Genomic DNA, 13,985 nt, shown 5'->3' with positions numbered 1-13,985 from the left:
AGTACCTTAAAAACTGAACTTAGCTACTCTCCTGGCAATTCCAGACTTTAATCAATTCTGCCACTGTATGTATTTCTTAATTCCTGCATAAATTTTATGTCCCACTCTGTCCAAAACCCTGATATGTCTAAAATCTTTTTGGTGGGTATGCCGGGTTGTGGAAAGTCTACGGTGGGGAAGGTGTTGGCCCAGCAGTTAGGCCACCTGTTTCTGGATCTGGATTCATTGATAGAGGAACAGGAAGAGCTTACAGTGCCACAGGTGTTTGAGCAGCAGGGGCAAACCTATTTCAGGGAGGCTGAAGCGCGCGCTTTACGCTTGGCAGTTGCAAGTCACAAGAAAATAGTACTTGCCACTGGGGGTGGAGCGCCTTGCTTTTGTGATAATATGAATTTTATGGTTTCCTCGGGGCTGCCTGTCTATTTAAAACTTTCACCACAGGAGCTGGTTCAAAGATTATCCCCCTTAGATCTTCAGGCAAGACCTTTGCTGCGGGATAAAACCCCTGCAGAGTTGCTCCAGTATCTTACTGACACTTTGCACCAACGTGAATTATTTTATGACCAAGCTTTCTGTATGGTAGAGGTGGGAAGTGCTTCTGTATCTGCAGTATCGGATAAAATCCTAGAATGTATTACTACTGCTTCTGCACCCCGGGTGGGAGGGTCTAGATAATTTTAGTTATTTTTGCGCGTTTCCCGGCAGGAAACGTTTCAATAAATATTTTACTTACTATGAAACCGAATCATAAAGGATCTGCAACTCTTTTCAAGAATCCAGTATTGGAGCGGCTCACTCATACCCATATTGCGCTCCCTATCTCTATCTTTTTAGTGATAGCTACTGGTCTGCTTGTGTACGGCTTCCGGTATGGTTTTCTTGATGTGCTTTCAGCCGTTGGCTTGTTTGTGGCAGGTTGGCTTATTTTCTCCCTGGTAGAGTACATGGCGCACCGGTACATCTTCCATATGGCGCCTACCAGTGAGTTCAAGAAGAACATTCAGTACACCTTCCACGGCAACCATCATGACTACCCTAAAGACAAGAGCCGTTTGGCCATGCCTCCTATCGTGAGTCTGTTTATTGCCTCTTTTTTCTTTTTTGTGTTTAAACTGATTTTCGGGACGATGGTGTTTGGCTTGGTAGCAGGTTTCCTGTTTGGGTACGCGCTTTACCTGTTTGTGCATTACGCAGTACATGCTTACGCTCCGCCTAAGAACTTCCTGAAGCAGCTTTGGATTCACCACAGCATTCACCATTACAAAGATCCGGAGAGAGCGTACGGCGTTTCTTCTCCCCTTTGGGATTGGATAATGGGTACTATGCCAGAACGTAAAAGATAATACCAGACTACATAAAAAAGAGAAGGCCACCTGTGCAGGTGGCCTTCTCTTTTTTATGTAGTCTAGATTAAAACAGGTTTATAGCCTGTTTCTTCCACCTCCCCGTATTTTACGGAGCAGCCATAACACAAGGACAATCACTAACACGATAACGATGACAGCTGTCCACATGCCTGCCTGGAAAATATCACCGATGACGTCACAGCTGGAAACAGTCATTGTAAGCACCAGCATGAACGCAAAGAAATATGCTTGTAAATTTTTCATAGTTGTTGTTTTTAGTCTGATTTAGCTTCCTGATCTCTGCCAGGAACTATATGATATTTTGAATACTGCCTTTTGTGCAAAAAGGTTGAAGTCAATCTAAAGCTTTTACATATTTCTAAGGTATGGGTAGGTGTGAAGGTGCTTAAAAGCGCTGCTTCTGTTGTTCTTATCTGCCAATGCTCTACTTTAAAATTTTGTTTATCTAATCTTATGAGACCTTTTTATTTAAAAGGCCTTGCGTTTCCCAGGATGTTTCTTCTTGTAATATAGATAACTCAGGAGATACTTGTGTTTTTTGTTTCAGGTTGATTTTTGGAAAATGATATGTAAATAATAAATCTAAGCTTTCATCACCTTAGTGCTTTGTCATCTTTTGTTTCACCTAACAAAATAGGTGCTCTGTGCCCCATACATAAGAAAGGCCCGTCTGCAAAGACGGGCCTTTCTTATGTATTTTTATGAATTGGTGCTGTTACTTCAAAGCGATTGGATCTGGTTTGCCGTCAGGGTCATTAGACACTAAACCTTGAGAGTTTACTCTTCCGCCAGTTAAAGCTAAAATACCTGCTACGTGCGGGGCGGCATAAGAGGTGCCATTACCTGTTACATAGCCACCACCTTTCCAGGTTGTTAAGATGTTGCTGCCAGGAGCCGCAAACCGTACTGAAGCACCAAAGTTGGAGGACGGACTAAATTTGCTGTAAGAATCCATGTTAGAAACAACAAACACATTAGTGGCTATTACGCGAGCAGGAGAATCATTTTTGCAATCAATGTAGCTGTTACCAGCAGCCACAGCTACAAACATTCCTTTAGCGGCTACTTTCTTAACCAGGTCATCTAACATAGTAGAGGCAGAAACACGCAAGCTCATGTTCACTACATCACCAGCCTTACCGTAAGTATAAGCGTGGTTCAGAGCAGAGTAGATGCGGGTAAGCGTTCCATAACCTGTATCATCAAATACACGAAGTGCTACAATTGTGGCATTTGCCGCCACGCCCACTACGCCTATGCCGTTGTTCTTAGCGCCAATTACTCCGGCAACGCCTGTACCGTGGCCGTAACCATCTTCCCAGGAAGTCACTCCAGAGATGAAAGACTTGCTTCTGGTTTTATCAACGTTCAGGTCTGGGTGAGATGATTGTACGCCAGAGTCAATAACCCATACTGTTTTGCCGGTTCCATCGCCGTATCCTACGCGGGAGATTCCCCAGGGAATGGTTTGGGTAGATGCCGTTGTGCTGGTAGAGTAGGTAGATGAAGGGCTAGCGGCTCCTTTTCCTAATAAAACAGCTTGCTCAGGCTCAACATAGGCCACGTTCTCATCTTTCATCAATTGCTGAACTTCGTTCTTGCTCAGATTTCCCGTAAAGCCTTCTGATGCACCGTTGAATACATCACTCACTCGTTCTTTGCTGATCCCTAAATTCTTAATCAAACGGTCCCTTAACTCTTGTTTAGAGACGGCACTGCCATTCTTTAATACTACAATGTATTTGCCTTCTACAGCTTTGGATGAAGTGGCAGGAGGTGTTGGCGCAGTGGCCGTTTCTTCTAAAAGCTCATCTTTCTGGCAGCCTGCCATAGAGAAAACAGAGGCAAGAGCAAAGAATGAAACCGCTTTTTTGAAATTAGTTGATCGCATAATCAATTTTTTTGGTGAAAGACGATTAGTTGCGCAACTTTAATTTGCGCACCCTCGTAACTAACGCCCCGTGATTTTGGTTCAACTGGCAAAAGAAAAAGGTTGGAAGTGCTGCTGGAAAGTACTTGATTGTTTAGCTAAATATGACTCCTATGCTTGTATTCGGCTACCATAGAATTTTTAATGAATAAAAAACTTTTGTAAACAAGAAACAGAGTAGAGTCTACAGATTTTTCTATAAAGGGCATCTGCTTAAAAGATATAAACTTTCAAATGAATGAACACAAGAAGGCAAACTGTTAGGTAATACAAGGATGCTAAAAATGACTTAACAGGCTAGAATACACTGCCTTTTGACTGCTATGGTGCCCTATTTAGGTGAATTCATAAAATGAAAATGGAAAGTGATTAAAAATATGCTATATAATAGTATGCATGCATACTATTATATAGCATATTTTTAATATATGTACTTACATTAATTTTGACTTATACTTATATCAGTAGAATAAGTTTTGTTTAATATTAATAATATATATAACATATATATGAACTTTAATGACGGTTTGGAATTGTACGTGTCGTAAAGAGTTTTTAGTTGCTTATGTCTAAATTGAATTACGCGTTTAAAAAACGGTGTATATTCCCTATTTTAACGTTTTAGCATATAGAAATTTGTATTTTACAGCTATAACAGCATTTTCTTGTATTTGATTGTTATAGTGCGTTAATGAAATAATCATATTTAATAATCTTCTGAATTGATAGATTGTATTGCCAACTTTGTGGCCTCGGTTATAATAAGTAGCTAAGGAATACAACAAAGTGTCAATGTCTAGTAACTCTTCTTCAAAAAAATTGTACTCTTTAATAAGAGGTCTTTGTGTAGTTTGTTTAATCTTATTGCAAGTAACAGCACAAGCACAAGTAAACTTGCCAGCCGAGGGATATCGGCAAGAGTTTAATTCTTTATCTTCTAGCACTTCGTTTACTAACGGTAATACTATACCTGGTTGGTTTATTCAGCTTGGTTCTGAAGTGGGTGCTGGTAAAACTTTAGTTCCAACCGGAACTCAAACAGTAAAAGCAGATGGTAACTCATTAGCCGATTTTGGACTAAATGGTTCGTCTGATAGAGCTATTGGGTCAAGGGTGAAAGACAAAACAGCTATCTACTATGGCGTTTGGTTTAAAAATGCAACTGGACAGGTTATCAATTCACTCAACTTGAGATTTGATATAAAAACTATTTACAGTGGCAAAAATGCGAACGGCCTTTCATTATCTTTTAAAACTGGTTCAAATCTCGCAAGTAATTCTGATCCGCAATTTGCTTCTCTTACAGGGTGGACTTCTGTAACTAGTAACCTTACAAATGGAAAAGTTGCAGAAATTGGCGGCGGTGCATCAGATACATCTGCTATAAATATTCCTGCAAAAACTTATAGTGTTAACATCCCTTTTAAATTGGAGGTTGGGCATGAAATTTTCATCAGGTTTGTGGATGAGCATGCAAATGGTCAATCTGGGCAAGACGATGATTTGGCCATTGATAATTTTGAGATTACTGCTTCAAACATCCCGGTTAAAACTTTTTACAACAAGACGAATTCATCTTTGACCGACCGTTCAGCATGGAACTCCCTAAGTGATGGGCAAGGCATAAATAGTCCTGGCTTTACGGCTGATGGGCAAACATTTATCATACAGAAAGACGCGGAACTTACCTCAACTTTAACAATTAGCGGTGCTGGTTCAAAAGTGATAGTGAAATCAGGTAAAACGTTTACACTAAATGCGAACCTGGCTGCTGCTGTTGATCTTGAAGCAAATGCAACTGTTATCGTGAACAGCACCAGTTCTCCTGTCTTTGGAAATGTAGATCCCACTAGTACCATCATCTATCAAAATACGGCGCCTATAACAGGTTCTTATTTTGGGAATCTTATCGTTGATGGGGCAGCTGCCGGGGCAACTGGATTGGTTCAAACTTTACCTAATAATGTGACGGTAAGAGGTAACCTTACCCTAAAAAACAGGGTGTTGTTAAATGTCGCAAATTATGATTTAACCATTCAGGGCTTGATCACAAGTAATGATGCTAACAGCTACATCCAAACTTCTGGAACTGGTAAAGTTAGAAAGAGGTTGACAAAGGATACACCTGCCTATACTTTTCCTGTTGGTACCTCTAGTATATCTCCTGTAACCTTGAAACTGATTGAAGGTGCTGAAGATGATTTTACCGTAAGTGTGAAAGATGGAGTAAACCAACCTGTAGCCAGCATGTCCTATTTAAATAGAACATGGGATATCTCTGAAGATGTTGTAGGAGGAACGGTTAATATGCAAATGAAACTGGAATGGACTTCCACCGCTCATGGGAACGGCTTTTTGGAAACCAATAAGTTGCATCTTGGGCACTTTACTAATGGCAGTTGGGATTTAGGTTCTGCTATTGAGGGTGCCTCGAGATCTAATCAAAATACGTATAGTGTTACAAGAGAAGGTTTCTCCTCATTCTCTCCTTTTACAACTTTTGATTCAAAAGAAGCTCCTGGGGTTCTCCCAGTTACCCTTACTAGTTTCACTGGGAGCAGGTCAGGCGATGTGGTGAACCTTGCCTGGGCTACTGCCTCAGAGAAGGAGAACGACTTCTTCGAGGTGCAGCAAAGCGAGGACGGCAAGAGCTTCCGGGCAGTAGAGAGAGTGAAGGGCGCCGGCTCCACCGCCGAGGTCAAGACCTACCAAGCCGCAATTGCTGCCCAGACTTCCAGCACGCTCTACTTCCGCCTCAAGCAAGTGGACTTCGACGGCAAGTTCGAGTATTCCAAGGTGGTCGCGGTAAAGGGCGCCAGCAAGGTTTCCAACCAAGCGTCACTGGCGGCCTACCCCAACCCAACCCAGGGCCAGGTCTTCGTCTCCTCCAAAGCCATGAGCGGAATGGCAACTGTGACCCTGTTCCACAGTAGCGGTTGTGAAGCGTTGAAGAGCCAAGTGCAACTTGAAGGAGGTAAACCAATCTCTATGGATTTGACTAATCAAGCAGCAGGCGTGTACTACCTGCAGGTGCAAACTGCCACAGAGACAGTTACGACCCGTGTAGTGAAGCAGTAAGCTTTAATTGCCATCAAAGGAAAAGGCCATCTCTATGATAGGGGTGGCCTTTTCCTTTGATATCGGTAGCTACTGGCATTGTGATGCATCAGTCTTACTAATCAATAAGTGGGTTTGAAGCTTGCAACATAGATGGAAAGGTCTGTCAAGTCTAAATCTGAGCAGTCCTTAGATTTAGGTGGGTGCCATCAGTTTGTTCCTGCTTCTCGAAAAGTAATCACTTGAGAAAGCGTGTTTGTCCTCTTTATAAGCTCTCGTCTTTAAGTAGGGGAGTTCTCTGCAGGTGTTTTCTACTTGTAAGTAATAGCGGGAGCAACATTAAGCAAACCAGAGCCAAAGAATCAAGGTAGGGAAGAGATGAATTTTGAGGTTACCAGCTAGAGGTTGATAGTTCTTTCCTTTTCCCGTTTCTTGTTCGTAAAGCCGTAAGTGAGTTAACCTTTATGGCTACTCCGTAGGTTGTTGTGGTCCTTCCCAGCTTGTGAAGCCAAGGTAGTTTGATATCCCTAAAAGGCCGCTTGTCCTTATACTTCTCACCTTTGTTCTTTTGTGCTGATACCTTTGGTTGAAATAGCTTTTTCTTAATAGAAACCTCAGCTGAGTACTGCTATGTCTTGAAAATAGTTGTATAATAAAACCTATTTTTCACTAGAATTTTAAAAGAATATTTCCTTCCCAAGGAAAGAGTATTTGGAATAATTTGTTAAAAAGTATGATGAAGTAATTTGTGTATTTTGTGTAAAGAATAAACAAGGCTATAAAACAAGGTTCAATACAGGCCAATGTCATAAGCTCACTTTGAATTATAGAAATAATAAATATAATTATTTTAGATAGCACTGATGTAGGTACAAACGTTGGCATTTAGAAAATCAGAATTTTTCTGCAGAACTTGGTGTAATAATTACATTAAATATTATAGAAATTAAATAATTCTGAATTATTAATGCCGATCAACATGGAAAAACTTTACTCAACCTTCAAGGCCATTTGTTTACTTATTTGTTTTCTAAAGATGCACAATGTTGCTGAGGCGCAAATACGTTTAACCACAGCTGATCCTACTTATACTCAAAACTTCGATGGTCTGGGGAACATAAACACAGTGTGGAAAAATGGAACATCATCAACTCCAACTCTGGCAGGTTGGTATGTTGACATCAAGGATAATTTTGGAGCCGGGGGAGTACCAACTGAAATGATATTGAGAGATGCCAGTACTGTAAATGTTAAACTGCAAGAGTTTAAAATGGTAAATTTTGCGAATAATGCTGGAGATCAAGACAGATCTCTTGGTTTTATAACGCATGGATTAGGTAATCCTACTGCCTATTTTGGGGTAAGATTTAAAAACGAAACAGGAAGTGACTTGAGCTCATTAACGATTAGTTTTGATATAGAAACTATTCGTGAGGGACCAAAAGTAAATGGACTCAGACTATCTTATAAAGTAGGTGCCACAGAAACAAACACTTTAGAGACTCCATATTCAGCTGTAAATGATTGGATATATCCTACTGGATCAAATACTATATATACAGCAGGGGCTCGTGTGACATTTCCAGTGGTTGTTAAAAATGGATATGAAGTTTTCATCCGTTTTGAGGATGTTCATCCTTCTGGGAACTCAGGCACAGATGATGACTTAGCAATTGATAATTTTCAACTATCAAGCTTGCCCGAAGTTCTTCCTGTCACTTTGACCAACTTCACTGGCAGCAGGTCGGGCGATGTGGTGAACCTTGCCTGGGCAACGGCCTCAGAGAAGGACAACGACTTCTTTGAGGTGCAGCAGAGCGAGGACGGCAAGAGCTTCCGGGCAGTAGGGGAGAAGGTGAAAGGTGCCGGTACGACTGCTGTGGCCCAAAGCTATAAAGCTACTGTTTCTGCGCAGACCACTAACACTACTTACTTCCGCCTGAAGCAGGTGGACTTCGACGGCAAGTTCGAGTACTCCAAGGTGGTCGCGGTGAAGGGTGCCGGCAAGGTGTCCTCTCAAGCCTCCCTGGCGGCATACCCCAACCCGACGCAGGGAAAGGTCTTCGTCACCTCTAGGGCAGGAGACGGCCCGGCAACCGTAACCCTATTCCACAGCAGTGGCCGGACTGTGTCTCAGCGGCAGGTGGAGGCAGGGCAGCCAATTGCCCTTGACTTGGCAGGCCAGGCTCCCGGCGTGTACTACGTACAGGTGCAGACCGAGGCAGGAAAGTCCACTACCCGCGTTGTGAAGCAATAAGATTCTTCTATTTATAAACAGAAAAGGCCACCTCCGCAGAGGTGGCCTTTTCTGTTTATACTCTTTTTAGGGTGGATTAGGTAGTTGGTTAAATGCTCAGGTTCTAACCAGATAGCAATTCAACGTGAGACTGTTTAGAGCGTGATTTTTACAAATCTCGTTTAAAGCCGAGTAATCTAAAGCTTAGGAGTACTGGATGAGGGAGTCAGTTTCAGGAAAGAACAGCCATTTAGGAAAAAGTGGTACTTTTGCACAGCTATGGCAAATCCGGTTCTATTTATTGCGCTTACTCCACCGTGACATCTCTCTAGCCGAGTTTCTGCTCGGTATGTCCTTCCTTTTATTATCAATTTTACACTACACGCCACCAGTGATGTGCTTAGCCCGCTAGGGTGAAGGGAGTGGTGTAGCCATGTACTTTATATTTCATCAGTGATATTCAAAAATGAAAATTCATTTAAACCTATTTGATTTCAGCCAAAAGGTAGATTATAAAAAAGAAATACTGGCCGGGCTCACCGTGGCCATGACCATGATCCCTGAGTCACTTTCCTTTGCCATTTTAGCCGGGTTTCCACCTTTGGTGGGGCTATATGCGGCCTTTATCATGGGCTTGGTAACAGCTGTGTTGGGTGGAAGACCAGGAATGGTGTCTGGCGGAGCCGGGGCTACGGCAGTGGTCCTGATTGCCTTGATGCAGTCGCACGGGTTGGAGTATGTGTTTGCGGCAGTGGCTTTGGCGGGCATTCTGCAGATTTTAGTGGGGCTGTTCAAGTTGGGCAAGTTCATCAGGCTGGTGCCCCAACCGGTGATGTTCGGGTTTGTGAATGGGCTGGCCGTAATCATTTTCATGTCGCAGGTAGAGCAGTTCAAGACTGTAGTCAACGGAGAAACTACCTGGCTTATGGGTACCCCGTTGTACATCATGGCTGGTTTGGTAGCGTTAACCATTGCCATTATTCTGCTGTTGCCTAGAATTACCAAGGCAGTGCCGCCGTCGCTGGTAGCCATTCTGGTGGTTTTTGGGATAGTGTTTGGTTTCGGGATAGACACCAAATTGGTGAAAGACATCGCCTCGGTGAGCGGAAGTTTGCCGCCTTTCCATATTCCCCAGATTCCCCTGAGCCTGGAAACACTGCAGGTTATTTTTCCTTACGCGCTCATCATGGCCGGGGTAGGCTTAACCGAAAGCTTGCTCACCTTAAACCTGGTAGATGAGATCACTGGTACGCGCGGAAACGGCAACCGCGAAAGTTTGGCCCAAGGTGCCGCGAACCTGTTGAATGGCTTCTTCTTCGGGATGGGTGGTTGCGCCATGATTGCACAGACGCTGGTGAACCTGTCAGCAGGAGCCAGAGCCCGGCTGGCCGGAATAATTGCTTCTTTCGCCATATTGGTCATCATTCTGGTGGGTGCTCCTTTCATAGAACAGGTGCCTATGGCCGCGCTGGTAGGAGTAATGGTGATGGTGTCCATAGGTACTTTTGAGTGGATCAGCTTCCGAATCATCAACAAAATGCCGAGGCACGATGTGTTTGTGGGCATTCTGGTGGCTGCTATCACAGTATGGCTGCACAACCTGGCCTTGGCGGTGCTCATTGGGGTCATCATCTCTGCCCTGGTGTTTGCCTGGGAAAGTGCCAAGCGCATCAGGGCCAGGAAGTACCTGGATGAGAATGGCGTAAAACATTATGAAATGTACGGTCCGTTATTCTTCGGGTCGGTGGCGGCTTTTACTGAGAAGTTCGACGTGGCCGGTGACCCCGAGGAGGTGATCGTTGATTTCAAGGACAGCCGTGTAGCAGATATGTCAGGCATTGAGGCGCTGAACAAGCTTACTGAGCGTTACCACAAAGCGGGCAAGAAACTGCACCTGCGCCACCTAAGCCCCGACTGTCGCCTGCTCCTCAAAAATGCTGATGCCGTGATTGATGTGAACATTTTGGAAGATCCCCATTATGCTATCGTCACAGATAAGCTGGCGTAACGTTTTAAGCGTGACTCCTGGAAAGTAGCTGTAAAACGTTCATCCTTTATCCGTTGACGATAGCTTGCAACTTGCCTTTTTTGTCATCCTGAAAGGATCTTGGGTAAGAGCAGTAATAGCGCTTACTACAAAGTTTCTTCAGTTCCCCCACAAGATCTTTTCAATATGACAGGAAGGTAGAAGACATAAGGGAACCATAAGTGCTTTCCCTGGCGCGAGCCTCCGGCTCGTTCCGCAAGCATTTAACCTCTTATTGGTTTTTTATTACTCTGCTGCTGTCCTATTTTCTGAGAATACGATGATATGGGATTGCTGATCATCAACCCGTAAGGACACGAGCCGGAGGCTCGCGGCAGCGATGCTGGTGAACACGGCAGTAGAAAGGCAAAAAAACAGAAAAGGGTTTCGGGGCAGTTTAACACAAACCGCCCCGAAACCCTTTTCTGTTAAAAAGGAAACAAATCTACACCACGTAAGACAACCGGAACTCAGGGATCTCAATGTTCTGGTAGCCAAGCTCAGTAAGATCTTCTTTCAGTTGGCTCATCGTTGACTTCTCGCCATGAACCAGGAAGATCTTCTGGATTTTCTCCTTGTCCTGGCAGTGCAGGAACTTGGCAATATCACCGTAGTCAGCATGGGCACTATATTCTTTCATGATCATCATCTCCGCCTTCACATCTACTTCATCTCCCATGATGTACACTTTCTCAGCACCGTTCATGAGTTTGCCGCCCAAAGTGGAGGGTTCACAGTAACCGGTAATAAGAACTGCGCTGTTAGGATCAGGAAGGTTGGTTTTGAGGTGATGCTGAATGCGTCCCGCCTCCATCATGCCTGATGACGAAATGATCACACAAGGTTCGTCTATTTTATTCAACTCTTTGGAGTCGTCCACCTCTGTGATGTACGTCAGCTGCGGAAACCCAAACGGATCAGGGTCATCCTTGATGTACTCCTGCATAGAATCCCGGAAGTACTGCGGATTGTCGCGCATGATATCTGTCGCGTATACAGACAATGGACTGTCTACAAACACCTTCACGTCCGGCAAGCGGCCTTCCTCCGCCAGGTAGTTTAGGGAATAAATTAACTCCTGCGTACGGCCAATGCTGAAGGCCGGGATCAAGAGTTTGCCTTGTCGCTCCACGCAAACTTCGTTTACTATTTTCTGGAGGCGTTCCTCGGTGTTTTCCAGGCTGTCATGCACCCGGTTGCCGTAGGTAGACTCACAAATGATGATTTCCGCCTGCGGAAATGCCTGTGGTGGGTTCAAAATGCGGTTCGAGAAGCGTCCTATGTCGCCGCTGAAACAAAGGGTGCGCTCCTTACCGTCGTCCTGTAGTTTGAGGTTGATGGCGGCGCTGCCCAGAACGTGCCCGGTATCGGTGAAGAGTAGTTCAATGTCCTCATCTATCTGGAAAGGCTCATCATAGGGTACTGTCACAAACTGTTGTAAAGCTTGCTCAGCATCTTCCTCTGTATAAAGAGGGGAGCTGTTGCCGTTTCCGTTGCTGTTTTGAATACGGGCGCTGTCCATCAACAATAATTTGGAGAGTTCCAGCGTAGGTGGGGTGCAGTAAATAGGGCCAGTATAGCCCTCACGCACCAGTAAAGGAAGCAAGCCTGAATGGTCAATATGCGCGTGCGAAAGAATCACGCAGGTCAGGTTCTCCGGCTCAAAGTCAAAAGAACGGTTCCGTTCCTCGGTTTTGTCGCCCATGCCTTGGGTCATGCCGCAGTCCAGCAGAATGCGTTTCCCGTTCTCTAAGGTCACTAAATGCTTGCTGCCCGTTACGGTTTGGGCTGCTCCGTAAAAAGATATCGTCATAGTAATGTTGGTCTGAATTGGTGCAGGTTGTACGGGCGGCAGTTTTTTCAGATGTCGGAAAAGCTCGTTTTAAAAATGATTTTTGGAAAATGGAGCTAAAATGATGCGTGTACTGCTATAACCAAATGATGCTTGTTCGTCATTCGTCCATTGCAATCACCTCTTTTTGTCATCTTGAAAAGATCTTGTGGGCGAACTAGAAAGGATTTGCCATAAACGCTATTGCCGTTCGCTCAAAAGGTCCTTTCAGGAGGGCAAGAGAGAACAGCAAGGAAGGTCAATTTGGAATGCGTGCGGACACGAGCTGGAAGCTCGCGCCAGCGGTTCAGATGCCTGTCAGGTTTCTAAAAGGAAGGGCAACTCTTGTGGTTGCCCTTCCTCATTACATACATAAAAGCAGAAGCACCTGAACTACAATCGTCTAGGTGCTTCTGCTTTGAGTAGAAAAGTTTGCTGTTTAGTGCCCGATTTCAGGAAAACAGGCTCTAAATGAAACGTTACAACAATCCTCTGAGGCGCTCGGCGGCACTTTCTGGGGTGATGTCGCGTTGCGGGTCGGCCATAAGTTCGTAGCCTACCATGAACTTCTTCACCGATGCTGAGCGGAGTAGCGGCGGGTAGAAGTGCATGTGCAGGTGCCAGCCAGGGTAGTCCTTTCCGTCTGTAGGGCTTTGATGGATACCGGCAGAGTACGGGAAGGAAGTGTTGAAGAGTTTGTCGTAGATACTGGAAAGCCGCTTCATGATATCGGCGTAGGCGTCCTTCTCCTCGTCAGTGATCTGGCCCAGGTGCCCGAAGTGCCTTCTAGGAATGACGATGGTTTCAAAAGGCCACACGGCCCAGAAAGGAACCAGTGCCACGAAAGCGTCATTCTCCACCACAATACGGGTCTTCTCTTCCAATTCAATGGCAAGGTAATCTGATAGTAGGCTGCGGCCGTTCTGCTGGAAATAGGCTTCTTGTTGCTCCGTTTCCTTGGCAGGCTCACCGGGAACTGAACTTTGGGCCCAGATTTGGCCGTGTGGGTGCGGATTACTGCTGCCCATCACGCTGCCCTTGTTCTCAAAGATCTGCACGTAGCTGATGTAGTCCAGTGCGCCCAGTTCCAGGTATTGTTCCTGCCATAGGTCTACCACCTTCCGGATCTCAGTAGTCTCCATGTCGGAGAGGGTGAGGTCATGGCGGGGAGAGAAACAGATCACCTTGCAGACGCCGCGCTCGCTCTGGGCCTGCAGTAATCCATGTTTTTCGAAAGTACCAGATGGGCTCTCAGCCTGCAACGCCGCGAAATCATTCGTGAACACGAAAGTGGAAGGATAATCCGGGTTCTTCTCGCCGTTTGCGCGCACGTTACCTGGGCACAGGTAGCAGCTAGGGTCAAACTGCGGACGGGTGTCCTGTTCAGTGGTTTCCTGCTGCCCCTGCCAGGGACGCTTGGAGCGGTGCGGAGACACCAGCACCCACTCTCCCAGCAGTTGGTTAAAGCGACGGTGCGAGTGCTCTGTGATATCAAATGAACTCATAGTTTTCTAGGTAAGGATGGTAAGACAATGGTT

The 13,985-nt window shown here is 45.0% G+C and carries 9 protein-coding genes; 5 read left to right on the top strand and 4 right to left on the bottom strand.

All coding sequences use genetic code 11. From position 1 onward, the window contains the following. Positions 1 to 123 precede the first annotated feature (123 nt). Both DC20_RS06050 and DC20_RS06045 read left to right on the top strand, forming a co-directional pair. Positions 124 to 675, top strand: a complete 552-nt coding sequence (locus tag DC20_RS06050; RefSeq protein ID WP_062543006.1) for a shikimate kinase — start codon at positions 124 to 126, stop codon at positions 673 to 675. Between the two features lie 59 nt (positions 676 to 734). Beyond that, positions 735 to 1,343, top strand: coding sequence for a sterol desaturase family protein (locus DC20_RS06045; RefSeq protein WP_062543005.1), 609 nt, complete (start codon positions 735 to 737; stop codon positions 1,341 to 1,343). Between the two features lie 78 nt (positions 1,344 to 1,421). Here the strand turns inward: DC20_RS06045 and DC20_RS06040 are convergent, their stop codons facing one another. Together DC20_RS06040 and DC20_RS06035 are read right to left on the bottom strand one after the other, a co-directional pair. After that, entirely contained in the window at positions 1,422 to 1,610 is a 189-nt protein-coding gene (locus DC20_RS06040) for a hypothetical protein (RefSeq protein WP_062543004.1), read from the bottom strand. 472 nt (positions 1,611 to 2,082) lie between these two features. Next, complete coding sequence (locus DC20_RS06035) at positions 2,083 to 3,258, bottom strand: S8 family serine peptidase (protein ID WP_062543003.1); 1,176 nt, start codon at positions 3,256 to 3,258, stop codon at positions 2,083 to 2,085. A gap of 831 nt (positions 3,259 to 4,089) precedes the next feature. On the opposite strand from DC20_RS06035, the gene DC20_RS06030 reads away from it, so the two are divergent. The 3 genes from DC20_RS06030 (at position 4,090) to DC20_RS06015 (ending at position 10,598) form a co-directional block, all read left to right on the top strand. Further along, positions 4,090 to 6,375, top strand: coding sequence for a T9SS type A sorting domain-containing protein (locus tag DC20_RS06030; RefSeq protein ID WP_083470250.1), 2,286 nt, complete (start codon positions 4,090 to 4,092; stop codon positions 6,373 to 6,375). Positions 6,376 to 8,050: 1,675 nt separating this feature from the next. After that, positions 8,051 to 8,611, top strand: coding sequence for a T9SS type A sorting domain-containing protein (locus DC20_RS23055; protein WP_169788165.1), 561 nt, complete (start codon positions 8,051 to 8,053; stop codon positions 8,609 to 8,611). 445 nt (positions 8,612 to 9,056) lie between these two features. Continuing rightward, positions 9,057 to 10,598, top strand: a complete 1,542-nt coding sequence (locus tag DC20_RS06015) for a SulP family inorganic anion transporter (RefSeq protein WP_062542999.1) — start codon at positions 9,057 to 9,059, stop codon at positions 10,596 to 10,598. Positions 10,599 to 11,061: 463 nt separating this feature from the next. Here the strand turns inward: DC20_RS06015 and DC20_RS06010 are convergent, their stop codons facing one another. Further along, positions 11,062 to 12,429 carry an MBL fold metallo-hydrolase gene (locus DC20_RS06010; RefSeq protein WP_062542998.1) on the bottom strand — a complete coding sequence of 456 codons (1,368 nt, stop codon included), beginning with the start codon at positions 12,427 to 12,429 and terminating at the stop codon, positions 11,062 to 11,064. Between the two features lie 497 nt (positions 12,430 to 12,926). Further along, on the bottom strand, positions 12,927 to 13,952 hold the full coding sequence (locus tag DC20_RS06005) for a UDP-glucose--hexose-1-phosphate uridylyltransferase (RefSeq protein ID WP_062542997.1): 1,026 nt from the start codon (positions 13,950 to 13,952) through the stop codon (positions 12,927 to 12,929). Between the last annotated feature and the right edge of the window lie 33 nt (positions 13,953 to 13,985).

The organism is Rufibacter tibetensis, assembly GCF_001310085.1.
Lineage (GTDB): Bacteria > Bacteroidota > Bacteroidia > Cytophagales > Hymenobacteraceae > Nibribacter > Nibribacter tibetensis.
This window is presented reverse-complemented; position numbering and strand designations above follow the sequence as displayed.

Coding starts and splice junctions, on each gene's coding strand:
- DC20_RS06015 (WP_062542999.1), top strand. CDS start 9,057: ATGAAAATTCATTTAAACCTATTTGATTTCAGCCAAAAGGTAGATTAT.
- DC20_RS06040 (WP_062543004.1), bottom strand. CDS start 1,610: ATGAAAAATTTACAAGCATATTTCTTTGCGTTCATGCTGGTGCTTACA.
- DC20_RS06050 (WP_062543006.1), top strand. CDS start 124: ATGTCTAAAATCTTTTTGGTGGGTATGCCGGGTTGTGGAAAGTCTACG.
- DC20_RS06010 (WP_062542998.1), bottom strand. CDS start 12,429: ATGACGATATCTTTTTACGGAGCAGCCCAAACCGTAACGGGCAGCAAG.
- DC20_RS06035 (WP_062543003.1), bottom strand. CDS start 3,258: ATGCGATCAACTAATTTCAAAAAAGCGGTTTCATTCTTTGCTCTTGCC.
- DC20_RS06045 (WP_062543005.1), top strand. CDS start 735: ATGAAACCGAATCATAAAGGATCTGCAACTCTTTTCAAGAATCCAGTA.
- DC20_RS06030 (WP_083470250.1), top strand. CDS start 4,090: ATGTCTAGTAACTCTTCTTCAAAAAAATTGTACTCTTTAATAAGAGGT.
- DC20_RS06005 (WP_062542997.1), bottom strand. CDS start 13,952: ATGAGTTCATTTGATATCACAGAGCACTCGCACCGTCGCTTTAACCAA.